Consider the following 23708-nt stretch of genomic DNA (forward strand, 5'->3'; position numbering starts at 1 on the left):
GGTGTGTACGATCTTGTCAAGGTTTCTTTGGAGTGTTACCAATATCAAGTTGGACGCTGCCAATGGCCCGTCACGTCCCATTCTGGAGGCATGTGTGTCGTCGTCTCATCGATTACGCATCGTCATCGCCGCATTAGCCGCAACCTCACTCGCCCTGCCCCTCGCCGGAACCGCCCAAGGCGAATCGAAGCAGGAGCAGCGGAAACTCCCGGCCGTCCACGGAGATGGGCACGGCAAGCCGGATAAGGACAACAGGAGGGGCCGAGTGGCGCCCCCGCCCTCGCCGAAGAAGCCCTCCAATGCGACCGTGCGATGGAACAACCTCGGCACACCCGCTCTCGTCACCTCGGAAGCGCCCCTCGCCGAGGGGCTCCCCGCCGACCCCGCACAGGCCGCACGCGACTACCTGAAGGCCAACACCAGCCTCTTCGGCCTGCAGGCCGACGCCGTCGACGCCCTGGAGACGGTCGCGGTCAACCCGATCGGCGAGGGACATGTCGTGCTCCTGCGGCAGAGATTCGGCGATCTGCCCGCCGGCTATGACGGCCTGGCGTCCGTCGGCGTAAGCGGAGGCAAGGTCGTGTACGCCTCCTCGACACTGTCGAGAGCCACGCAGACGCCTCCCGCCGCGGCCATCACCGAGCAGCAGGCACTTGAGGCCGCGGCCGCGGACGGCGAGATCGACCTGAGCGCCGCCTCGACCAAGCAGGTCGAGGAGGTGGCCGTCCCCGCCGCCGACGGCGTACACCGCGCCTACCAGGTCACACTGATCGACGAGGGGCACGACGCCGAAGACGAGCCCACCGCGTACACCACCTACGTCGACGCCGCCACCGGCGAGATCCTGGTCAGGGAGAACCTGGTCGATCACTTCGATCCCGACGGTCCGTCATGGTCGGTGTTCCCGGCCAACCCGCCGGCGGACTACTCCTCCAAGGACACGCGCCAGACCTGGTGCGCCACCCCCGGCCGAGGGTGCGACTACGTCGTCGGCGGGGACCCCGCCACCGGCAAGGCATGGGACGTCGACCCCAGCACGGGCACGCCGACGAACACCAGCCTCGGCAACGCGGCACGCACCTTCGAGAACCGCGCCAACGGCTCCTCCTCGTCCGTCGGCACCCGCACCAACATCCTCACCCCGAGCCGGAACTACAACTTCCCCTGGCAGAACCAGTGGTTCAAGGCGAAGTGCGACCCGGCCGCGTTCGACCAGCCCGGCGAGGCGGATCTCGAGGCCGCGATCGGCAACCTCAACGCGATGCACAACCGCATGCACGACTGGTCGTACCGCCTGGGCTTCACCGAGACCGCCTGGAACATGCAGACGAGCAATGGTGAACGCGGCGGTCTCGGCGGCGACCCCGAGCGCGGGAACGCCCAGGCGGGCGCCAGGGTCCTGTCGGTCAGGAACAACGCCAACCAGATCACCCCGGTGGACGGCGTCGCTCCGATCACCAACATGTACCTGTGGCAGCCGCAGGCCGGTGCGTTCTACGCGCCGTGCGTCGACGGCGACTACGACATGTCCGTCATCGGGCACGAGTTCACCCACGCCATCTCCAACCGCATGGTGGCCGGGCCGAACGCGGGACTCAGCGGAGCCCAGGCCGGAGCGATGGGCGAAAGCATCTCCGACCTGTTCGCCATGGAGTACCTCTTCGAGAACAGCTTCCGGCCGCGCGGCGACACGCCGTACGTGACGGGCGGCTACGTCACCGGGGACCCGGAGCGGGGCATCCGCAACTACGACATGTCGAAGTCGCCGCTGAACTACAGCGACATCGCCTACGACCTGGTCGGCCAGCAGGTGCACGCGGACGGTGAGATCTGGTCGGCCACTCAGTTCGACGTGCGCGACGCGTTCATCGACAGGTACGGCAAGGGCTCGTCCAAGGACCAGCAGGCCTGCGCCGAGGGCAAGAAGTCACTCGAGAAGTGCCCGGGCAACCGGCGATGGGTGCAACTGCACTTCGACGCGTTCCTTCTCACGGCTGCCGGCAACCTCAGCATGGTGGACATGCGGGACGCGATGCTGGCCGCGGACAGGATCCGCTTCGGCGGCGCCGACCAGGACATCATGTGGAAGGCGTTCGCCGAGCACGGCCTCGGCGATGGCGCGGCCAGCAACGGGACGGCCGACCCCGATCCCACGCCCAGCTTCGCCTCTCCGGACGGCGGCAACGCGACGCTGACCCTGGACCCGGCGGGTGAAGCCGCCGAAGCGCCCGTCCGGCTGTACGTGGGCGACTATGAGGGCCGCGCGGTCCCGATCGCGGACACCGATCCGGCGACCGCCCTCGGCGCGACCTTCCAGATCGTGCCCGGCTCCTACTCCTTCGTCGCGGCGGGTCCCGGCTTCGGCCACAAGCGGTTCACGTCCACGGTGAAGAAGAACCAGGTCAGGGACTTGCACGTGGAGATGTCCCGCAACTACGCCTCAGCCGCGGCAGGAGCTGCGGCGACCGGCGACGGAGTCAACCAGGGCAAGCTGATCGACGAGACCGAGGCGACGAACTGGGCCTCGCTCACCGCCCCGGTGGCCGGCCGGTCCGTCGTCGTCGACCTGGTGGGCACTCAGGCCGTCCAGATCCGCAGGGTCGCGGTTAGCGCCATGCTCCGTCCGGACATCGGCGACCTCTCCGACCCCGGCGGCCAGAACCGGTTCAGCGCACTGCGGGCCTTCGAGGTTCTGGCATGTGACTCGACTCACGGGACCGACTGCGCCGACCCGGCGAACTACACCAAGATCTACACCAGTCCCAAGGGAGCCTTCGACACCAGCGTCCCGCGCCCCCGCGGCGGCGACCTGATCATCAAGTCGTTCGACGTCCGCAAGACCAATGCGACCCACCTGATGTTGCGCACGGTGTCCAGCCAGTGCACCGGCAACCCGCTGTACGCGGGCGAGCAGGACAAGGACCCCAACTCCACCACCGACTGCGCCACCGCCAGCGCGTTCGCCGGTCAGATCCGGGCCGCCGAGTTCCAGGCGTTCTCCCACTGACCCGTCGACCCCATCACGTCAGCAGCACCGGTGCCCGCCACCCCGTGGCGGGCATCTTGCGTACCGAAGCGTGAACCGTCGAACGGGCTCGATCCGATGATGGGGTGTGAGCGCCGTATCTGAGCAGAGCGACGCGGAGTTGCTGGCCGCGATCGCGGCCGGCGACCGCGCCGCGTTCGAGGCGCTGTACCGGCGTTACGGCCCGTGGTTGGCGACCCGGCTGCGGTACCGGTGCGCGGACTCGGCGCTGGTGGACGACGCGGTGCAGGAGACGTTCCTGGCGGTATGGCGCGGTTCGGCCCGGTACCGGGAGCGCGGTGACGTCGCCGGCTGGCTGTGGCAGATCGGGTTCCGGCGGCTGGTCGACGCGATCCGCGGACAGCACGCCCGGGATCGGCTGCTGCGGCTGCTGTCCGGTCACCGCTGGCGTGCCGCGCCCTCGGCGGAGGAGGAGCTGCTGCTGGGCGTGGAGCATGGCGACCTGGCTGGGGCGCTGGCCCGCCTGTCCCCGGAGCTGCGCGCGGTGATGCAGGCCACGGTGCTGGACGGGCTGAGCACGCACGAGGCGGCGGCCCTGCTGGGCATCCCGGTGGGCACGGTCAAGACCCGGGCGATGCGGGCGCGGCGGCAACTGCGTGGGGACCTGACATGACGACCCCGGGAGGTGGGCGATGAGCGCCCGTGACTGGCACGTCGCGGACGACGACTTGCGGGCATACGCCGTCGGCGCGGCGCAGCCGCCGTGGCTGTGGTCGACCGAGGCACACCTCGCGGCCTGCCCGCGCTGCCGGCAACGACTGGCGGAGCACGTCGATCCTGCCGCGGTCCGGGCCGGCTGGGCACGGCTGGACGCCGAGCTGGACGCCCCCCGGCCCGGGCCGGTCGAGGCGCTGCTGGTGCGGCTGGGCCTGCCGGCGCACACCGCGCGCCTGCTGGCCTGCACACCGGCGCTGCGCAGATCGTGGCTCACCGCGGTGGGCTTCGCCCTCGCGATCACCACGGCCGCCGCGCACCTGGCGCGGTCGAATACGGTACCGATCCCGCTGCTCGCGATCGCCCCGCTGCTCCCGCTGATCGGCGTGGCGATCTCGTTCGGTCCGCGCGTCGACCCCAGTTACGAACTGGCCGTCGTCGCGCCGCTGCACACCTTCCGCCTGCTGTTGCTGCGCTGCACGGCGGTGCTGTCCACGACCACGGCGCTGACCGGCGTGGCCAGCCTCGCCATGCCGGAATACGGCCCGGTGGTGCTCGGCTGGCTTGCACCGTCGCTGGCGTTGACCCTGTTGAGTCTGGCGCTGACGCCCCGGTTCGGCCCGGTCACGGCGGCCCTCGCCGCGGGGTTCGGTTGGCTGGCGCTACTGGGGGCCACCGTGCACGTCACCACCGGCGAGTCGGTCCTGTTCACCGCGCCCGGCCAGGCCGGGCTCGCGGCCGGCGCCGCCGCGTCCGCGATGGCCCTGTGGAAGGTCCGCGCCGCCTTCGATACCAACCGCCACCTGGGTCGCGCCGCCGACCCGACCACGAGGAGGACGATGTGACGACAGTGCAGGCCGAGGGACTGTCGCTGCGGTTCGGGCGCACGACGGCCCTGGAAGGCGTGTCGTTCGCGCTGGACGACGGGGTCACCGGGCTGCTCGGGCCGAACGGCGCGGGCAAGACCACGCTACTGCGCATCCTGGCCACCGCGATCCCGGCGGACGCCGGGCAGTTGCGCATCCTCGGCGCGGACCCGCGTGGCGCCGCCGGGCGGCTGGCGGTCCGGCGCCGCCTCGGGTACCTGCCGCAGAACCCCGGGTTCCACCAGCACTTCACCGCGTTCGAGTTCGTCGACTACATCGCGATCCTCAAGGAGATCGTGGATGGCCGGCACGACGAGGTACGCCGGGTGCTGCACGCGGTCGGCCTGGACGACCATCGCGGCAAGAAGATCAAAGCCTTGTCCGGCGGTATGCGCCAGCGCGTCGGATTGGCCGCGACACTGCTCGACGACCCGGCACTGGTGATCCTCGACGAGCCAACCGTCGGCCTGGATCCCGAGCAGCGGCTACGGTTCCGGGAGCTCATCGCGCATATCGGCGAGGGCCGTACCGTGCTGCTGTCCACCCACCAGACAGAGGACGTGTCCACCGTCTGCCAGCGCGTCATCGTCATGAACCAGGGCCGGATCCGGTTCGAGGGCGAGCCGTCCGCCCTCGCCGCGGTGGCCATGGGCCGGGTGTGGACGAGCCGGGCCCGGGCGGATGGCGCGCTCGCCGCATGGCGCACCGGCAACGGTGACTACCACAACATCGGCGACCCGCCGCCCGACGCGCGACTGGTCGATCCGAGCATCGAGGACGGGTACCTCATGCTGATCGACGCCGCGAGCCTGGCGGGTGCGGCATGACCGCGGTGCTGGCTGAAGCGCCCGGCACCCCGGCGGTCGACGCCGCCGCGCGGCACCGGGCCGTCCTGGCCCTGGCCCGGGTGGAGACGGTACGGATGCTCCGGCACCCGGTGACCGTCGCCGCGACGCTTCTCCTGGCCGGCTTCTGGGTGTCCTCGTGGTTCGCGATCGGGACCAGCCGCTACCCCGTGCTGCAGGACCTCGACCGCGACAGCGCGATCGGCATGATGATTCTGCTCGGCGGCGCCGCGCTGATCGTCGGCAACCTCGCCGTGCTGCGGGCGCACCGCGACGGCACCACGGGCCTGAGCCAGGTGCTCATCCTCCCGGACCGTGCGCGTACCGTCGCTCACCTGTTCGCACCGCTCCCACTGGCCGTGCTCGGCGCCGTCCTGATCGTCGCCCGCATGGCGATCCTCGCGATCTGCACTCCGGCCGCGGGCCACCCGAACCCGTACGAGCTCGCGACCGGCCCGGCCACCGTCCTGCTGCTCGGCGCACTCGGCGTCCTGCTGGGCCGGCTCACCCGGTCGGCGGTCGTCGCACCCCTGGCGCTGCTCGTCGTGCTCGCCGGCCTTGCCGTACTCGAACCGCTCGCCAACGGCGGAAAGGCCCTGTGGCTGGCACCGCAGGGCGGGTCGGTACTCCCGATGCCCGTCCCGGTATCCCTGATGGGCCGCCCGGCCGCGGCCCACTTCGCGTACCTCCTCGGCCTGGCCGGGCTGCTGTCCGCCGCCGCCGTGCTGCGCGCCGGCGCCCGTGGCGTCCGGGTGGCCGTGGCCGGGGTGGTGGCGCTGGCCTGCGCGGTGGCGGGCGGCACGGCACAGCTGTCCGCGCCGGGTCACGCCGTCGTCGCGGCCCGGACCGCGGCCATGAACCACCCGTCCCAGTACGAGACCTGTCGGGAGCTCGGGCACGTCGCCTACTGCGCCTTCGCGGGATTCAGCCGCTGGATCCCCGCGTGGAACACGGTCGTGCAGGCCGTCGTGGCACAGGTACCCGCCACGGCCCGGTCCGCGCGGCTGACCATCCGGCAACGCATCGTGTTCGTGAGCTTAGGCGGCGGAAAAGGGCCGGAGCAGCTGCTCGCCGCGTGGCGGTCGGACAACGCGGCCGCCGGTACCCCCGGGGCGATCGGCATCGACACCCAGTGGGGTGACAGCCGCTCCGCCGCCGACCTTGCCGCGCAGGTCGCGTACCGGCTGGTCACCGGCCGGGCCGGCGAGGCACACGTCGAGCAAGGCGCCGAACTCGCCGGCGCCACCGCCTGCGGCGGCGCCGGCGTGCTCGTCGTCTGGCTCGCCGGGCAGGCCGGCACGCAGGCCCGCACCGGGCTGCGCCGGCTCACCGAGGACGGGCGAGATCCACGGGGCGGTGTCTCGTTCGACCAGAACCAGCTGATCCCCAGCGTCTACGTACCGGCGCCCGAACTCACTGTGGCGACACAGGCGCTGGCCCGCCCGCGCGCCGACATCGCCGCCCGGGTCCAGCGGTCCTGGGCCACGCTGACCGCGCCCGGCACCACCGCGGCGCAGGCAGCGCAGATCCTCGGCGTACCTGCCCCAGCCGCGGGCACGGCCTGCTGATGAACGCCAGGACCCTGTACCTGCTGCTGCGGCCCACCGCGCACGCCGTCAAGTGGCGGCCGATGGTGGCCGGCGCGACCCTGGGGCTGGCCATCCTGCTGGTACCCGAGGCGCTGACCTCGCGGCTGACCGATGCCCATCTGACCACGCTGGCCCGCATCGCGGCGATCTGCGTCGCGCTCGGCGCGGCGTTCCTCCTCGACGACCCGGCCACCCGCAGCACCCTCACGGTGCCGACGCCGCGGCTGGCCCGCAACCTGGTTCGGGTCGCCCTGGCCGGGCCGGCCGTCGCTCTGTGGTGGGCGCTCACGCTCGGCCTGGCGAAGACGACCGGCCACCACGCGGCCGCCGCGCACTTGCCCGTCGCCGCGTTGACGCTGGAGGCGGCGACCCTGCTGGCCACCGCCCTCGCCCTGTCCGCCATCGCGCAGCGCCGCACCGTCGATGGGAACACGAGCGTCGTCGCGGCGCCGGCCGTACTGCTACTCGTCGCTGTCGCCTGGTTCCTGCCGCACCCGGTGGAGCTGGTCCTCAGGCCCACCGACCCGCACTGGACGGCGTCGCACTACAACTGGGCGGCTGCCCTCGCGACCGCGCTCGTCGCATTCCTGTGGGCCAGCCACGAGCGCGCGTAACTCGTAGGCCATGGTTCGGCGGCATCGGCGTGACGCTGGTGCCGGCCGTCCTCGTGTCGTTCTCTTCATACGATCTGCTCGCCGACCCATGCGGCACGCATGATGCCTTCCAGGTCGGACACGGTCACTGGTCGGGGGTTGGACGGCGGGACCGCGGGCAGGGCCAGTTCCGCTGCCCGGCGGATATCGGACTCCTTCAGCCCGATGGCGGCGAGTGAAGCCGGTGCGCCGAGCTCAGCACGCAGCGCGTCGAGCCCGGCCGCGGCGTTCGGCACGCCGAGCAACTCTTGGATGCGCTCGGCGGCATCCGGCGCGAAGGGGGCGTTGAACGCGGTGACGTACGGCAGCACGATCGCGTGCGTCTCGGCGTGCGGCAGGTTGTACGCCCCGCCGAGGGTGTGGCAGATCTTGTGGTGCAGCCCGGAGCCGGCCGAGGCGAATGCGACCGCGGCGAGGTAGGCGCCGTACAGGGTCTGCTCGCGCGCGTCGAGGTCACCGGGGTCGGCGATCAGGCCGCGCAGTCCGGGGAAGAGCGCCCGCAGCCCCTCGGTGCCCAGCGCGCGGTTGATCGGGTCGGCGCGCGGCGCCCAGAACCCGTCGACGGCGTGCGCCACCGCATTGAGGCCGGACGCCACCGCCAGGGTCGTCGGCAGGCCGGCGCTCAGCGCGGCGTCGTAGACGACGACCTTCGGCAGCACCCTGGGATCCACTCCCGTCGTCTTGCGCTGTCCCTTGGTCATCCCCCACACGTCGGTGGCCTCGGACCCGGCGAACGTCGTCGGTATCGCCACGATCGGGGCGCCGGTCCTCAGCGCCACCGCCTTCGCCAGACCGGTCACCGAGCCCCCGCCGATGGCGACGATCGCGTCGACGTCGGCGGCGGCCGCAACCGCCGTCGCCCTCTCGGCGTTCTCGACCGGGACGTGCTGCACGATCTCATCGATGCGCCGCACCACCGGGGCTCGCTCGGCGATGGCGTCGGCGAGCGCGACGGCGAAGGCATCGTGGACGAGCAGGATCCGCCGCGCCCCGAGTTCCTCCACCGCCGCGACCGCGTTGTCGGCGGCTGCGCCCGTGCCGAACAGGACGCGCTGCCCCAAAGTCACATGGTCGAACGTGAATGACACGATCTACACCATACTGAGCATCGAGCAGCGGGCACCGCCCGCCGAGCCGCTTCCCGGTGACCGCGGGAGCAACGTCCGTCCCTTTGTTACGACTTGGCGCGCTCTGCTTCTGCGATCGCCGCGTACTGGCGCTCGAGCGCCTTCGCCGCGCCGCTGCGCCAGCTCTCGGCCATGGACGCCGCCATGGGATCGGGGAAGATGTCCTCCTCCTCTTTCTCCACTCCGTCGAAGATGCCTTGCGCGACGGACTCCGGAGAGGCCTTCGGCATGTCGACGTCTCGGCTCATATCGGTGTCTACGATGCCGGTCAGGACGGCATGAACGCTCACGCTCCGTCCGGCCAGAAGGGCGCGCAGCGACTGCGTCATGTTGAACGCGGCTGCCTTTGAGATCGAGTAGGCCGGGATGAGCGGCAAGGGGGCGAAGGCGTTCACCGACAGATTGTTGACGACCGCTCCCCCGGAACGCATCAGCAACGGCAGGAACGCCTGGGTCACGTCGTAGGTGCCGAAGAGGTTGACGGCCAACTGCCGCTCGAGCACGAAACGATCGCTCAAGTCATCGTAAAGCGCCACGCCGGCATTGTTGACGAGCACATCGAGAGATTCGACCGCTTCGACAGCCATCTGAATCTGCCCTCTGTCGGTCACGTCCAGGGTCAGAGGCGTGACGCGCCCATCCGAATGGTCCATGGACGCGCGCGTACCGACATACACCCGGTTCGCGCCTCTCCTCAATGCCTCCTCGACCAGCGCCCGCCCGATACCGCGATTGCCGCCGGTAACCAGAACCGCCCTGTCTGCGATTGTCGCCATGATGACGATCTCTCTTTCTTCCCATGTGGTCGTATAGGCCGGACACGCCGGGATGACACGCCTCGGCCAGGTATTCCAACCCAAGGCCGCTGCCCGGTTCAGGTCGCGAGCGCGGGCGTGAGACCGAACGTCGGTACCAGGCTCGGGTCCATGAATGCTGTGATGCGGCTGATACGGGCCCCGATCAGGGTCAGGACCTGGACGCCGTACGCCTCATACCGGCCGTCGTCCGCGCGCTGGTAGATGACGTACGCGGGCTGGTCGTTGGCGCGGGTGGGCACCATCCGCCACAGGTCGCGGCGGAGTACCCCATCAGCCAGGAACTCGACGACGGCACGCCGGCCGGTGAACCAGGTCGGGATCGGTGGCATCTCCAGTTCGACGTCGGCGCGCAGCAGGTTCACCAGCGCGTCGGGGTCGGCCCGGGTGAAGGCGTCGACGTAGTTGTCGAGAAGGGTTCGCCGGGTTTCCTCTTCCGGCTCGGCCAGGTCGTCCTGGACCGGTCCGGCCTCGGCCAGGTGGGCTCGGGCGCGCCGGAGCGCGCTGTCGACGGCCGCGGTCGTCGTGTCGAGCATGTCGGCGACCTCGGCTGTCCGGAACGCCAGGACGTCACGCAAGGTCAGCACGGCCCGCTGCCGGGCGGGCAGGAACTGCAGTGCGGCGATGAAGGCGAGCCGCACTCCCGTCCTCCTGGCCACGATGGTCGCCGGGTCGTCGGCGGCGAACAGCGCGTCGGGCGCCGGCTGGAGCCACGGCATCGACGGCTCGTCGGCAGCCACGGCCACCCGGTGATCGTCCGAAGGAGCGCCCAATCCCGACGGTAGCGGCCGCCGTGAGCGTGTTTCCAACGCCGTCAGGCAGGCCATGGTGGCGATCTTGTACAGCCATCGCCGCACCGAGGAGCGGCCCTCGAACCGTTCGAACGCGCGCCACGCTCGCAGGTAGGTCTCCTGCACCAGGTCCTCGGCGTCATGGATGGAGCCGAGGATCCGGTAGCAGTGCGCGAGCAGTTCCGGCCGGAACGGCTCGGCCAGGGCGGCGAACTCGGCGTCCGAGGGCATCGCGGCTTCTCCCGGGGGTGCTGTGAGGGTCACTGTAGGCCGCGGCTCAGCTGACCGGGCGCAGTCCGGCGCCGCTGACCAGGTACTCCGGAGCGCTGCCGGGGTCCCCGGCGTATCCGCCGCTGAGCGCGGATCCGGCCAGGGCGGCTCCGCTGGACATCGCCACGACCACGCTGCCCGGCGCCAGCGGCTCCCGCAGCGCCGCCCGGGTCCAGGTGAAGACGTGCCGGGTGTCGGTGTGCCAATTGCGGCTGAAGGTTTCCCAGGTCTGCTCGTGTACGGGCGCCATGTGCGGCGTGGCTCCGGCGTTGAGGACCAGCAGGCTGGGACGGTATTCGCGGATCACGTCCTGCGCGAGCGCTTCGTCGGTGGCATCGGCGGCGACGGGTGTGAAGCCCTCACCGTGTTCGTTGCGTACGGCGCGTAGCTCCTGCTCGTCGCGGGCGACGCCGACGACGCTGGTGCCCATGGCGACGAGCGCACTGGCGATCGCGCGCCCAAAGCCCCGGCTGGCACCAGTGACCACGGCAGTTTGCAAGAAATCGGACATCAGGCACTCCGAAGAGGTGATCGGGTTCAGTCCTCATCTAGACCAGCCGCCGGAGGAGAATCCGTCGCCGCAGCCGGAATCGGGGGAAGTGATGTAGGTCACAGTCGCCCGGCCAGTTCATGGGCCCAGCGGGGTCGTAGCCCAGGTCCAGGGCTGCCACTGAGACGGTCAGCAGCCAGGTGGCAAGGCCGCGGTCTTGTCAGGGTGTCGAGGAAGCCAGCCAGAGGGCTGCTCGGCTGCGGCCCGGCTGGGGCTGCTCCCGAGATCGCCTGCGCTGCGTATCAGCGGGTCATGCCAGGCATAGATGGGCACCCGGCAGCCACTGACGTCAACCCAGTCGGCGACTCACCGACTGCCGATGAGCTGGACGCCCGGGGGGAGTTGAGCCTGTTCCTGGGCATCCAGGAAGGCCTTGACGACGGCGGCATCCGAGCGGCGCCTGGTCCAGAAGAGGGCGACTTCTCGATGGGCGGTCGGGGAGTCGATGGTGCGGGTCGCGAGGCCTTCGGTGCTGGTGGTTTCCAGGGCGAGGCGGTTGATGATCCCGATGCCGAAGGCCGAGCGGACGAGCGCGACCAGGGTGGCCGGCTGGTCGGTGAGGTAAGCGATGTCGGCTCGTGCCGCCTCCTCGCCGAGCGTGTTGCGGAGGTCGAATCCGCCGCCTTCCTCCTCACTTCCGGCCGGGTTTCCGATCAGCGGGCGCTCCAGGATGTCGGCGACGCTGAGCGAGTCCTTGTGGGTGAGGGGATCCTGCTCGCGCATGACGGCGACGATGTCCTCCCGCCAGATCGTCCGGTGGCAGAGCGTCGTCTCGTGCATCTTGGGGAGGAGGGGCCGGAACGCCAGGTCGACGGCGCCGCTGACGACCATTTCCTCCAGCGTCGAGGCGTTTCCCTCGTGGAGCTCGATGGTGATGCCCGGATACTTCGCCGTCAGGGCCCGAAGGACCGCGGGCAGGTAGGTGGAGCTGACGCTCGGATAGCTGCCGATCTTTACGTGGGCGACGAAGTTGTCGAGCGTGCTGCGGGCCATCTCGACACCGCGCTGGAGCTCCAGCAGGGCGTTCAAGGCATGGCTGCGGAACAGTTCACCCGCCTCGGTCGTGCAGATGGGGCGTGCCTTGCGATCGAAGAGGGTTACGCCGAGGGCGTGTTCCAGCGCGGCGATGTGCGCGCTGACTCGCGACTGCGACAGATGCAGCACGATGGTGGCCGCGCCGAACCCGCCCTTGTCGGCCACGGCGAGAAAGCTGCGCAGCCACGCGGTCTGGAGCGACATGGCGTCCCGGGGATCGCGCGGGGCGAGATCCACGATCTCCTCTGCGGGTTCCCCGACCGGTGGGCCGCTCATCGTGGTCCCCGCTGGGCCATCTCGACGAGTTCGGCCAGATGGAGTACCCGCGTGCGGAGCCGAGCCCGGCGCACCTCGGTGATCAGCTGACGCTGGCAGCCAGGGTTTACCACAACCAGGAAATCTAGTTTAAGGCTGGACAATTCCGCCATCTTTGGGGCCAGAACTCGTCGGCTGTCGCGGCGTCTGAGCAGGGAGTAGGTGCCTGCCGCGCCGCAGCAGTCGGCCGCGCCGGGCACCTCGATGTAGTCTCCGAGCGCGCTGATCACGCGGCGGGGCGCCTCGCTGATGCCCAGCCCGTTACGCAGGTGGCAGGAGTCCTGGAGGCCGATACGGGCCCTACGGCCGTCGACGAGGATCGGGCCAGGCAGCGGGCCGTCCTCGAGCAGTGCTTCGGAGTAGTCGACCACCCGGTCCCGGCCCACGACGGCGGCGAGGTGGGCGCTGCAGCCCCCGGCGGTGGAGATGATCCGGCCGGGTCGGTCGGCGAGCCGGCGGGCCATCTGTTCGCCGAGGGCTCGCTCGCCGTTGTGGGCGTGGAGCGCTCCGCAGCACCCCTGGTCCAGTGGGATCGCGACGCCCGGCAAGGTGGTCGCGGCGGCGCGGCTGACCCCGGGCAACAGAACGCGCTCGAAGCAGCCGAGCATCAGGGTCGTATCCGTCTCGGGGGTGGTGAACCGGGCATGCCGCCGGAACCTGCCCACCAGCCGGATGAGCCGCTCGCGCGCTGCGAAGGCCAGCAGCGGGCGGATGCGCATCGGGCGCCTCCGACCCTTCCACTGGGCGTCGCGTAGGTCTTCCAAGAGCCTCCCGTAGGGGACGCCCGCGGGACACACCGGTTCGCAGGCGCGACAGCCGAGGCAGAACGAGCCCTGTTCGAGCGCCGCTGGATCGAACAGGTCGATTTCCCCGCCCTCGACGGCGCGCATGAGGGCGATGCGTCCGCGCGGCGAGGACGACTCGTCGCCCGTCAGCTTGTAGGTCGGGCAGGAGGGCAGGCAGAAGCCGCACGAGATGCAGGTGCCGAGGTCGTCGGCGTCGAAGACATCGGTCATCGCGTGACCTTCCCGGGGTTGAGGATGCCCGCTGGGTCGAAGGTCTTCTTGATCCGGGCCTGCAGGGCGGTCTGGGCGGCCCCGAGCTGTGCTGAGAGGTAGGGCAGTTTCGCGGCGCCGACTCCGTGCTCCCCGGTGATGGTGCCGCCGAGGTCGATCGCGGCCTGGAACACCTCGGCGAACGCTGCGTCCACTCGCTCGCGCCCGGCGAGGTCGGCTGGGTCGAAGCAGCCGGTCGGGTGGGTGTTCCCGTCGCCGGCATGGCCGAAGGTCGCGATGGTGACCTCGTGGGCCTCAGCGATGGTGTTGATGCGGTGGACCAGGTCGGGCAGGCGGGAACGCGGCACTCCGACGTCTTCCAGGATGGTCGCGCCGCCCGACCGAGCCAGTGCCGGTAGCGCGCAACGCCGCGCAGCCAGCAGTGCCTCGGACTCGGCGGCCGCGGTGGCGACCTGTACCGAGGTGGCTCCGTGGTCGGGCATGAGCCCGGCCATCGTCCGCAGCGTGCGGGCCACCTCGTCCGGGCTGCCGTCGTCGCCGAACAGCAGCAGAGCGCCCGCCGCGGTGTCCAGGCCGAGCCGGGCGTGGGCCTCGACGGCGCGGATGCACCGCGCGTCGAGGAACTCCAGGGTCGCGGGGAGGATTCCGGCGGCGATCACGCCGCCTACCGCCTTGCTCGCCGATTCCAGGTCGGGGAAGTAGGCCAGCCCGGTGCCACTGGCCGCGGGCGCCGGCCGCAGGGCGAGCGTCAGTTCCGTCAGCACCGCAAGGGTGCCCTCCGACCCGGTGAGCAGATGGACGAGGTCGTATCCGGCGACGTCTTTCAGTAGCCGCCCGCCTGCCCGAATGATCTGCCCGTCTGCGAGGACGGCCTGCAGGCCCAGGACGTAGCCGCCGGTGTTGCCGTACTTGAGGCCGTGCAGCCCTCCGGCGTTGGTGGCCACGTTCCCGCCGAGGGTGGACACCCGCTTGCTGCCAGGATCGGGCGGGTAGTGCAGCCCGTGTTCGCGCACCGCCGCCGCCAGGGCCTGCGTGGTGACGCCAGGCTCCACGACGGCGATCAGGTCGACCGGGTCGATCGACAGGATGCGGTTCATGCGCGTCAGCGCGAGCACGATCCCGCCCTGGACCGGAACGGCCCCGGCGGCGAGGCTGCTGCCGGCGCCGCGCGGGACGACAGGGATCGAGCGTTGGTTCGCCCAGGCCAGGATCCGTGACACCTCCTGTGCGGAGCCCGGCCTGACGACCGCGGTCGGCAGGCCGGCGAAGCCGAACGTGGCGTCCGTCCGGTAGGGCACCAGGGCCGCCGGGCGGACTTCCACGTTGACCGACCCCACGATCTTGCTCAGGTCGGCGGAGATCGCCTTGGTGCCGGAGAGGGTCCTCATGCCGCCGTCATCCCGCCGTCGAGGACGAGGGCGGCCCCGTTGACGAACCTGCCCTCGGGTCCGGCGAGGAAGGCGACCATGGCCGCGACCTCCTCGGGCGATCCCATGCGGCCGTCCAGTTGCCGTGCGGCCATCGCCGCGCGGGCCGCCGCCGGGTCGGGGGCGTTGGAGAGGATCTTGCCGATCCATTCGGTTTCCACGGTCCCGGGGCAGACCGCCACACAGCGGATCCCCTCGCGGGCGTGGTCGACGGCGACCGCGCGCGTGAGGCCGACCAGCCCGGCCTTGGACGCGCAGTACGCGGCCCGGCTGGCGAGCCCCACCTGGCCGCCCACAGAGGCGATGTTGACGATGACGCCGCTGCCGCGGTCGAGCATCAGCGGAAGGATCGCCCGGATGGTGAGGAACGGCCCGGTCAGATTGACCGCCATGACGCGGTTCCAGTCCGCGTCGCTTGTCTCCAGGACGGTCGCGGCCAGCCCGATCCCGGCGACGTTCACCAGTACTTCCGGGGCGCCGACGGTGACCGCGATCTCCCGGGTGACCGACCCGACGGCCAGCGGGTCGCATAGGTCGACGGTGAAGGAGCGAGCCAGGCCGCCGGCTTCCCGGATCAGGCCGGCGGTCTCGGCGAGGCCGGCCCCGTCGAGGTCCATCATCGCGATCTCGTGGCCCTCACGGGCCAGGCGCAGGGCCGTGGCGCGTCCGATGCCGGAGGCGGCGCCGGTCACTACGGCGACGGCGCTCATGAGTACGTCGTCCCGGGCAGCGAGCCGTCCATGGCGTATCCACCGTCGACGTCCAGGCAGGCGCCGGTGGTGTAGCACGCCTCCTCGGAAGCGAGGTAGGCGATGGCGGACGCCACCCATTCGGGGGGCGCGATCTTTCCTAGGGGGATCTTCACCTTCAGGCGGCTGACGATCTCTGGGGTGTAGATCGGCTCGCTCATCGCCGTACGAGTGGCGCCCGGCCGCACACAGTTGACGGTGATGCCGTGGGGCGCCAGTTCCGAGGCCATCGTGCGGGTCATGGCCTCCAGGCCGCCCTTGGTCGCGGTGTAGGGCGCGGCGTTCGGCTCGGAGACCACCGCGTGGACGGAGGACACGCTGACGATGCGACCTGGCGTGGCGTGGTCGACCATGATGCGGGCGACGGCCTGGCTGAGGAAGAACACTCCGGTCAGGTTCACCGCGAGGACGCGGTCCCAGTCGGCCCGGGTGACCTGGAGGAAGGGGGCGATGTGCAGGATCCCGGCGACGTTGGCCAGCACGTCGACCCGTTCGAACTCCCCGCGCAGGTATTCCTCCAGCCGCTCGGCGGCGTCCGGTTCGGCGACGTCCAGGGCGAGCTGGTGGAGCCGCTTGTCCCCCGGCTCCGCCCAGGGCCGGGAGTGATTGATGTCGACCGCCACGACGGTGGCGCCCTCGCTCAGCAGCCGGACCGCTGTCGCGCGGCCGATGCCGGAGTCTGCGCCGGTGACGACGGCGACCTTGTCGCTGAATCTCATGCGGTGACCTCTCGGGTGAGGCGGAAGGGGGTGGCGGGCCGTCCGGGCGTCTGGGCGTCGCGCCGCAGCACCGCGCCCGACAGCGGCCACTCCACCAGCTGGGAGGGTGTGAGACCGAGGGAGGCCGAGGTGATGTACATCGTCTGGAGCCCGGGCCCGCCGAAGGCGACACTCGTCGGACGCAGGACCGGGACCGGCACTCGCTCGGCCGCGGCGCCATCGGGTGTGAAGCGGGTCACGTGCGCTCCGTCCCAGAAGGCGCACCAGACGTCGCCCTGGGAATCCACACGCAGGCCGTCGGGAACGCCGGGCAGTGAGGAGGTGTCGGCGAAGATTCGGCGGACGGTGGCCTCCCCGGTCTCCGCGTCGAAGGCGTACCGGTGGATGAGGTCGGCGCGGGAGTCCACGAAGTACATCCACCGGCCGTCCGGCGACCAGTCGATGCCGTTTGAGCAGTAGAAGCCCTCATCGACCGTCGCGTAGGTGCCGTCGCCGTCCAACCGGTAGAGCCGGCCCTCCGGCCGCGTCTCGCCGTCCTCCAGCGACCCGGTCCAGAACCGCCCGGCGGGGTCCACCGATCCATCGTTGAAACGGCAGGCTGGACGGTCCGCCTCGGGATCGCTGAGGAAGGTGCGGCCGCCCGTCCGCAGATCCAGGAGATGCCACCCGGTCCGCATGCCGGCGATGAGCACCTGCGGATCGTCGGTGAGGCCGAGACAGCCGACCTGGGCCTGGACATCGATCCGGGCCGGCTGCGCGGCATCGACGGCCTGGGCGAAGACTGTTCCCTCCATGATGTCCACCCAGTAGAGGGTGCCGGTCCGCGCGTCCCACAGCGGCCCCTCGCCCAGCGTGGCACGGCCGTCCCAGAACACTGACGTCATACAACGGCCCCCATCCGCCACGGCACGATCTCCTCGGTTCCGAACCCGAGTGCCTCCGACTTGCTCGGGGTGCCCGACGCCATGTCCACCAATGCCTCGAACAGCAGGATTCCATGGCGGATCTGATCGTCCCGGGACATCGCCGGACCGGCGTCGAAGTCCATGTCGGCGCGCATGTGCTCGAACAGCCGAGTGGTGGTGCTGATCTTGAGGCTGGGGGTGGGGCGCGCTCCGAAGACCGATCCCCGCCCCGTGGTGAACGCCAGCAGGTTGGCGCCGCCGGCGACCATGCCTGTCGCCGAGACCGGGTCGTATCCCGGGGTGTCCATGAACGTCAGTCCCTTGGCGGTGACCTGGTCGGCGTAGGCGACGACGTCGTTGAGCGGGCTCGTGCCGCCCTTCAGCACGGCGCCCAGCGACTTCTCCCAAATGGTGGTGATGCCGCCGTCGCGGTTGCCCTTGGACGGGTTGTTGTCCAGTTCCGCGTCATTGTTCGCCGTGTAGGCCTGCCACCAGGCGATCAGGTCGTCGATCCGCCGGCCGACCGCTGGTGTGGCGGCCCGCGCGCGCAGAATGTGCTCGGCGCCGTAGATCTCGGGCGTCTCACCGAGGATGACCTTGCCGCCCGCGGCCACCAGCAGGTCGGCCGCGACACCCAGGGTCGGGTTGGCGGTCAGGCCGGAGTAGGCGTCGCTACCGCCGCACTGCAGTCCCAGGGTCAGTTCGGAGACCGGGATGGGTTCGCGCCGCATGCCGGCCAGGCGTGACGCCATCGCCCGGAGGGTGTCCAGCGCGGCGTTGACAGTGGCGGCCGTCCCGCCGAGGTCCTGGATGGAGAGGGTCTCGACGGCCGGGCCGTCTCCCAGGACGTGCTCCGGCTGGTTGATCTCGCAGCCCAGACTGACCACCACCGCGCCGGCGAGGTTCGCGTGCCCGGCGTAGCCGCGCAGGGTGCGGCGCAGGATGTCGTCTCCCGCGGTGCCTTCGGCCATACCGCAGCCCAGGTCGTGGGTGAGGGCGATGACGCCGTCCAGACCCTCCGCCTTGATCTGGGCGTTGGCGGCCTGCGCGATCATCCGTGCGACCGTCGAGGAGCAGTTCACCGTTGGAAGAACCGCGAAGTAGTTGCGGGTCGCCGCCCGGCCGTCGGGCCTGCGGTAGCCGAGGAAGTGGTCGCGGGTCGGTGTGGCCGGAGGAGTCCAGACGGACGGACCGGCAGGTGCCGTCGCCGGTCCGAGGTTCTGCGACCCGACCCCGAGGTTGTGCAGGTGCACGTGGGCGCCTGGAACGATGTCGCGTAGCGCGATGCCGATGACTTCGCCGTACTTGCGCACGCGCGCGCCCTCGGCGATGGCGCGCACCGCGACCTTGTGGCCCGCCGGGACGTCGTCGACCGCGGCGACGACGCCACCGACGACCCGGACGGGCGTCCCGGCGCTGACGTGGTTGCGGACGAGCCCTACGTCATCCACGCCCTCCAGCGGAACCAAGGGGACGGCGATTTCGGGGGGCGGTTGTACGGTCATCCACGCTCCAGCGCGCGGAGCAAGTCAACCTTAAATACGCTCGATAGGGATGCAGATGTGGTCACGCACGTCACCTTAGGTCCGGCAGTAGTTCCGGACGAAGCGCGAGTAACGAAACGATGCCATCCGTCCTGCAAATAGTCGCAGGCCTGAGGCGGAACCTGAATGGCGCCCGCCGAATAGAAGTCGCCGGGGAACGAATTTCTGCGGCTAGTGTGGGAAACCGTCCCGGTCCGAGGAAGGCAAGAGCATGAAATTCGCACGGCACGGCAGTCGCGGCGCGGAAAAACCGATCGTGTGCGACGCCGACGGACGCTGGCGGGATCTCACTCCGGTCGCCGGGGACGTGACGCCGGATGTGCTGACGCGGCCGGAGTCCGAGTTCGGCCTGGAGTCGCTGCCGGTCGTCACCCGCCTGGAGCGATTCGGGCCACCGCTGGCGGGCGTGGGAAAGATCGTCTGCATCGGACTGAACTACCGGGACCATGCCGAGGAGACCGGGGCCGTACCGCCTGCCGAGCCGATCGTCTTCCTCAAGGCGCCCGATACCATCGTCGGCCCGGACGACGACGTGCTGATCCCGCGCGGCTCGCGTAAGACCGACTGGGAGGTGGAGCTCGCCCTCGTCATCGGGGCGAAGGCCCGCTACCTGGACGGCCCCGAGTCGGCCCTGGCGTGCGTCGCCGGTTACACGATCAGCAACGACGTCAGCGAGCGCGAGTTTCAGCTGGAGCGGGGCGGCCAGTGGGACAAGGGCAAGAATTGTGAGACCTTCAACCCGCTCGGCCCGTGGATCCTCACCGCCGACGAGGTCCCCGATCCGCAGAAGCTGGACCTGCGACTGTGGGTCAACGGACAGGTGCGCCAGGATGGGACCACCGCCGACATGATCTTCAATGTGGCATACCTGGTCTGGCATCTCAGCCAGTTCATGGTCCTCAACCCCGGCGACGTCATCAACACCGGCACCCCCGCGGGCGTTGCGCTCGGCAGCCCTGGCCTGCCCTATCTGCGCGCCGGCGACGTCGTGGAGCTGGAAATCGACGGCCTGGGACGCCAGCGCCAGAACTTCAAAGCCGCGCACTGAGCGCGGAGGGCCGGTCGCGGAGTCCGCGACCGGCACGGGCGTCACTCCTCGTCAGAGGACCTGCTGCCACTTCTGGTTGGTGCCATTCCCGCACGACCACAGCTGAACGTTCGTCGTGCTGTACAGATCGGCGTCCAAGCAGAGCTTGGAGTCGACACCGCGGATCGTCCCGTCGGAGAAGAACAGCCACTTCTGGTTGGCGTTGCCCAGGCAGTCATGGACGACCACCCGGGTGCCGTTGGTCTTGCCGAAGCCGTAGGCGTCCAGGCATTTCGTTCCGTCGTAGACCGTGAGCGCGTTGCCGGCAGACCTGGTCCACCGCTGGTTGTCGCCGTTCCAGCAGTCCCACACCTGAAGCTGGACGTCATTGTTGTGTGAGATGCCCGGTATGTCGAGGCACTTGTTGTACCAGGGGGTGCGTAGCTGGCTCGTGCTGGAGCCGGATCCGCCCCAGGCGTACTTCAGCCGGTCGACGGCCGTGGGGTTCGGTATCCACAGTGGCAGGTTCTGGGTGCCGCCGGCGAACGCGCTGTAGAGCCGCAGGATGTTCAGCGAGTCGTGGTCGGGGCTGGTGGTCCGACCGCCGATGCCGTGACACCAGATCGCGCCCAGGTGGTAGTCGTGAACGACGTCGGTGATGGCGCGCAAGTAGGCGACCTCCTTGGGGGTCGCCGCGCCGGGGGTGGCGGAGTAGTCGATGCCGTTGTCGGCGTCGGCGCCGAACTCCTCGATGACGGTGCGGGACGAGCAGTTGCCCATGTAGGTCTTGATGTCGTTGACCCACTCGGTGTAGGTCCGCGCCGGGTAGGGGAAGGCGTAGCGGTGCATCGCGAGGTAGACGCCGTCGAAGCGGGAATCGTTGCACAGCGGGCGCAGGTCGGTTCCCCAGCCGCCGCCGTCCGCCTGGGCGCCCTCGATGAACATCCGCTCCCTGGGGAAGCCGTTCGCGGTCTGGCGGGCGATCCAGTCAGCCGCGAAGTTCAGCCACTGGGGGGTGGTGAAGCCGATGGGCTCGTTGATCGGGTCGAAGTAGATCAGAGGATTGCCCCGGTACCTGACGGTGAGGGTGTCCCACATCTGGTTCCAGGTATTCAGGTAGCTGTCGACGACCTTGTTGCTGCCGTCCTCCACCCAGTAGCAGAGGATGACCTTGAAGCCCCGGGCGGTCGCGGCGTCGATGACGCCGTTGTAGGTGTTCCAGGCAGTGGTGGCGGGGTTGATCGGCAGCCGGACGGTGTCGGCGCCCAGGGAACTCTGGAACGCGGCGAACATGGCGTCGGCCTTGCTCCGGGCGGCGTTGTAGTCGTCGCCGGCCGACAGGCCTTGCAGGACGAGTCGGTCGAAGGTGAAGTTGTCACCCAGGCGGGACCAGTGCACGCCCTTGAACTGGCTGGGGTCCAGGACGGCGGCGGCGGCCGGCGACGCGCCGGCCATTGCCATGATGGGCGCCAGCAGCAGGGAGATCAGTGCGGCCGACAGCCAGGCCAGCGTGCGGCGGAAGAGGTCGGGTGGGGCGGCTTGGGGGCGCGGCATGGATTTCCTTTCCGCTCTGGCGCGCAAATTGCGAATGCTGTTTTTCATTCGCCCGTAGCGCGCCCTTAATAGCTTGGAAATGAACGTATCGGCGCTTCCCAGACGCGTCGATCGCGACTTCCGGGACTCGCCGATCCGTTGAACGAATTGCCGCTGGAGTTTCAGGACCTACGTCTCGACCACCGGCCGATTCCGTCGACGGACGCTGCGATGAATATGACGGCTCCGGTGATGATCTGCTGGTCGAAAGAGGCCAGTCCGAGCAGGCTCATTCCATTGGAGACAAATCCGAGGAAGAGCACTCCGACAGCTGTGCGCAGCAGGCTGCCGCGTCCGCCGAACAGGCTTGTGCCACCAAGGACGACGGCGCCCACGATGTTCAGCAGCAGCGGGCCGCCCATGCTGGCGCTCGCCCCCGCCAGCCCGGACGTCAGGACGATTCCGGCGATCGCCGAGAACAGCCCCGCCACTGCGTAGACGCTCGCCTTGGTCCTGGCGACATGAACGCCGCTGATTCGCGCGACTTCGACGTTGGCGCCGACGTGCAGGACGCGCCGTCCCCAGGCGGTGCGTGTCAGGACGGTCTGGGCGACGGCGTACAGCACGACGGCCAGCCACACCGAGTACGGGACACCTCCAGGGCCGTCGATGCTGAACTCGATGAATCCGGCGGGGACCGGAGCGATCGTCTTGCCGTGGCTGAGGAGCGTGGTGGCTCCGCTCACGACGTAGAGCGCGGCGAGAGTCACGGCGAACGGGACGACAGGCAACTTTGCCGCGACGGTCCCGACCACCAGGCCGATCGCGGTGCCTGCGAGTATGCCCGCCGCGGCACCCGCCAGGACGCTGCCGGTGCTCGTGATCACCCAAGCCGCAGTGACCCCGCCGGCGCCGATCACGCTGCCAGTGGACAGGTCGATGCCGCCCGTCAGGATGACGAACGTCGCGCCGATCGCCGCGATCGCGACGACCGCGGACTGGCTGCACACGTTGATGATGTTGGAGGGGGTCAGCACTCCCTCGGTGAGGACGCTCAGGACGGCGATGAGGACGACCAGTGCGGGCAGCATCGACAGGTCGCCGAGCCAACCGGGACGGCGGGCCGTATCGCGCAGCCACGACGCGGGCTTGATGGACCGGGTGGGAGGCGCGGCGGAGGGCGCCTTGACGGCGCCCTCCCCGCGGACGGATTCAGGCACCGTCGCAGCCCCACACCTGCGAGCTGGTCGTGGCGAAGTTGGCCTGGTCGAGACTGAGGCCCTTCGTCTGGACCGAGTTGGGGCTGACGCTCTTGCCTCCCAGCGCGGTAGTGATCCCCGATATGGCCTGCTTGCCGAAGTCGTCGACCGGGGTGGCGATGTCGGCGTCGAGGGTCTTGTCCCGCATGGCCTTGCAGCCGTTCTGGTCGCCGTCGATGGTCACCAGGAACACGTGCCCAGGATCCCCGACCGGGGCCAGGCGCCCGGCCGCCTTCAGCGCGGACTGCACGGAGGGCAGCAGGAAGTCCGACGGAACGAAGATCGCGTTGATGTCGGGGTTCTTCTGGAGCGCGTTCGAGGTGCCGTCGAGGGCCTGAGCCGGATCCCAATTGGTGGGGACCTGGCTGACGACGGTGACGTTGGGGTCGCCCTTCAATGCCTCGTTGAACCCGTCCCTACGGCCGATCGCGTTCTGATCGGTGAGCGCGCCCACCAACTCCAGCACCTTCAGCGGTTTGGTCTTGCCCGCGTCGACGAACTCGGCGGCGGACAGCTTGCCGTCGGCGACCGGGTCGCCGGTGATCTGGAACGTGATGTTCTGCTGGTCGGCAACAGCCCGGTCGATCGCGATGAACGGGACATTGCGGGCCTTGGCCAGGCTGACGGAGGAGGCGATCTGCTGGCCGTCCTGGGCGATGACGATCAGCGCGTCAACCTTGCGCGTCTGGATCAGGTCCTGAATCTGGGAGGACTGCTTCTGTGGGTCCTTGTCGGCGACAGTGAAGACGACCTCGTACCCGGCCTCAGTGGTCGCCTTCTCGATCGCCGACTTCTCGGCCTGGCGGATGGCGTTGAGCAGATCGAAGCTCACGCCGATCGTGATCTTCTTGGCGGAGCCGTCCGAGCCGGACGCCTTCTGAGACGAACCGCAACCGGTGAGCACCAGAGCCGACGCCGCAAGGGCGGCCGTCCATCGGATGAAGGTGGGGGCGTGCATTGGGGGATGTCCTTT

21 protein-coding genes are annotated in these 23708 nt (G+C 69.9%); 7 read left to right on the forward strand and 14 right to left on the reverse strand.

What is annotated here, in order from left to right; genetic code table 11:
* The first annotated feature begins 265 nt into the window (after nt 1-265).
* From Psi02_RS35315 to Psi02_RS35340, 6 genes are all read left to right on the forward strand, one after another.
* Nucleotides 266-3007: a M36 family metallopeptidase gene (locus Psi02_RS35315; protein WP_239095431.1), complete on the forward strand. Its 2742-nt coding sequence runs from the start codon at nt 266-268 to the stop codon at nt 3005-3007.
* Nucleotides 3008-3113: 106 nt separating this feature from the next.
* Nucleotides 3114-3659, forward strand: a complete 546-nt coding sequence (locus Psi02_RS35320) for an RNA polymerase sigma factor (RefSeq protein ID WP_203980215.1) — start codon at nt 3114-3116, stop codon at nt 3657-3659.
* Between the two features lie 19 nt (nt 3660-3678).
* The gene (locus Psi02_RS35325) at nt 3679-4545 is read left to right on the forward strand and encodes a cupin domain-containing protein (RefSeq protein WP_203980216.1); all 867 of its coding nucleotides are present in this window, start codon (nt 3679-3681) and stop codon (nt 4543-4545) included.
* Nucleotides 4542-5393 carry an ABC transporter ATP-binding protein gene (locus Psi02_RS35330; protein WP_203980217.1) on the forward strand — a complete coding sequence of 284 codons (852 nt, stop codon included), beginning with the start codon at nt 4542-4544 and terminating at the stop codon, nt 5391-5393. Before Psi02_RS35325 ends, Psi02_RS35330 begins: the two co-directional genes overlap by 4 nt.
* A complete protein-coding gene (locus Psi02_RS35335) occupies nt 5390-6979 on the forward strand; it encodes a hypothetical protein (RefSeq protein ID WP_203980218.1) in 1590 nt (529 codons plus the stop codon). Before Psi02_RS35330 ends, Psi02_RS35335 begins: the two co-directional genes overlap by 4 nt.
* Nucleotides 6979-7614: a hypothetical protein gene (locus tag Psi02_RS35340; protein ID WP_203980219.1), complete on the forward strand. Its 636-nt coding sequence runs from the start codon at nt 6979-6981 to the stop codon at nt 7612-7614. The genes Psi02_RS35335 and Psi02_RS35340 overlap by 1 nt, the downstream gene beginning before the upstream one ends.
* A gap of 65 nt (nt 7615-7679) precedes the next feature.
* On the opposite strand, the gene Psi02_RS35345 is transcribed toward Psi02_RS35340, so the two are convergent.
* From Psi02_RS35345 to Psi02_RS35395, 11 genes are all read right to left on the reverse strand, one after another.
* Nucleotides 7680-8741, reverse strand: coding sequence for a maleylacetate reductase (locus tag Psi02_RS35345; protein ID WP_203980220.1), 1062 nt, complete (start codon nt 8739-8741; stop codon nt 7680-7682).
* An 86-nt stretch (nt 8742-8827) separates the two neighbouring features.
* A complete protein-coding gene (locus Psi02_RS35350) occupies nt 8828-9556 on the reverse strand; it encodes an SDR family NAD(P)-dependent oxidoreductase (protein WP_203980221.1) in 729 nt (242 codons plus the stop codon).
* Nucleotides 9557-9654: 98 nt separating this feature from the next.
* The gene (locus tag Psi02_RS35355) at nt 9655-10650 is read right to left on the reverse strand and encodes a sigma-70 family RNA polymerase sigma factor (RefSeq protein WP_275415326.1); all 996 of its coding nucleotides are present in this window, start codon (nt 10648-10650) and stop codon (nt 9655-9657) included.
* Between the two features lie 13 nt (nt 10651-10663).
* The gene (locus Psi02_RS35360; RefSeq protein WP_203980223.1) at nt 10664-11167 is read right to left on the reverse strand and encodes an SDR family oxidoreductase; all 504 of its coding nucleotides are present in this window, start codon (nt 11165-11167) and stop codon (nt 10664-10666) included.
* Between the two features lie 345 nt (nt 11168-11512).
* Nucleotides 11513-12517 (reverse strand): LysR family transcriptional regulator, encoded by a 1005-nt coding sequence (locus tag Psi02_RS35365; RefSeq protein ID WP_203980224.1) that lies wholly within the window; start codon nt 12515-12517, stop codon nt 11513-11515.
* A complete protein-coding gene (locus Psi02_RS35370) occupies nt 12514-13572 on the reverse strand; it encodes a (Fe-S)-binding protein (RefSeq protein ID WP_203980225.1) in 1059 nt (352 codons plus the stop codon). The genes Psi02_RS35365 and Psi02_RS35370 overlap by 4 nt, the downstream gene beginning before the upstream one ends.
* Nucleotides 13569-14960 (reverse strand): FAD-binding oxidoreductase, encoded by a 1392-nt coding sequence (locus Psi02_RS35375; RefSeq protein WP_203980226.1) that lies wholly within the window; start codon nt 14958-14960, stop codon nt 13569-13571. Before Psi02_RS35375 ends, Psi02_RS35370 begins: the two co-directional genes overlap by 4 nt.
* Nucleotides 14957-15709, reverse strand: a complete 753-nt coding sequence (locus tag Psi02_RS35380) for an SDR family NAD(P)-dependent oxidoreductase (protein WP_203980227.1) — start codon at nt 15707-15709, stop codon at nt 14957-14959. Before Psi02_RS35380 ends, Psi02_RS35375 begins: the two co-directional genes overlap by 4 nt.
* Complete coding sequence (locus Psi02_RS35385; RefSeq protein ID WP_203980228.1) at nt 15706-16467, reverse strand: SDR family NAD(P)-dependent oxidoreductase; 762 nt, start codon at nt 16465-16467, stop codon at nt 15706-15708. Before Psi02_RS35385 ends, Psi02_RS35380 begins: the two co-directional genes overlap by 4 nt.
* Nucleotides 16464-17351, reverse strand: coding sequence for an SMP-30/gluconolactonase/LRE family protein (locus Psi02_RS35390; RefSeq protein ID WP_203980229.1), 888 nt, complete (start codon nt 17349-17351; stop codon nt 16464-16466). Before Psi02_RS35390 ends, Psi02_RS35385 begins: the two co-directional genes overlap by 4 nt.
* Nucleotides 17348-18823 carry a UxaA family hydrolase gene (locus tag Psi02_RS35395; RefSeq protein WP_203980230.1) on the reverse strand — a complete coding sequence of 492 codons (1476 nt, stop codon included), beginning with the start codon at nt 18821-18823 and terminating at the stop codon, nt 17348-17350. Before Psi02_RS35395 ends, Psi02_RS35390 begins: the two co-directional genes overlap by 4 nt.
* Before the next feature lie 304 nt (nt 18824-19127).
* Between Psi02_RS35395 and Psi02_RS35400 the strand changes: the two genes are divergently transcribed.
* On the forward strand, nt 19128-19964 hold the full coding sequence (locus Psi02_RS35400) for a fumarylacetoacetate hydrolase family protein (protein WP_203980231.1): 837 nt from the start codon (nt 19128-19130) through the stop codon (nt 19962-19964).
* Nucleotides 19965-20015: 51 nt separating this feature from the next.
* Here Psi02_RS35400 and Psi02_RS35405 read toward each other — a convergent pair whose 3' ends face one another.
* The 3 genes from Psi02_RS35405 to Psi02_RS35415 all read right to left on the reverse strand — a co-directional run bounded on the left by Psi02_RS35405 (nt 20016) and on the right by Psi02_RS35415 (nt 23693).
* The gene (locus tag Psi02_RS35405; RefSeq protein ID WP_203980232.1) at nt 20016-21497 is read right to left on the reverse strand and encodes an RICIN domain-containing protein; all 1482 of its coding nucleotides are present in this window, start codon (nt 21495-21497) and stop codon (nt 20016-20018) included.
* A gap of 161 nt (nt 21498-21658) precedes the next feature.
* Nucleotides 21659-22696, reverse strand: coding sequence for an ABC transporter permease (locus tag Psi02_RS35410; protein ID WP_203980233.1), 1038 nt, complete (start codon nt 22694-22696; stop codon nt 21659-21661).
* The gene (locus Psi02_RS35415; RefSeq protein ID WP_203980234.1) at nt 22689-23693 is read right to left on the reverse strand and encodes a sugar ABC transporter substrate-binding protein; all 1005 of its coding nucleotides are present in this window, start codon (nt 23691-23693) and stop codon (nt 22689-22691) included. The genes Psi02_RS35410 and Psi02_RS35415 overlap by 8 nt, the downstream gene beginning before the upstream one ends.
* Between the last annotated feature and the right edge of the window lie 15 nt (nt 23694-23708).

Origin of the sequence: Planotetraspora silvatica, from assembly GCF_016863315.1 — a bacterium.
GTDB classification, from domain to species: Bacteria; Actinomycetota; Actinomycetes; order Streptosporangiales; family Streptosporangiaceae; genus Planotetraspora; species Planotetraspora silvatica.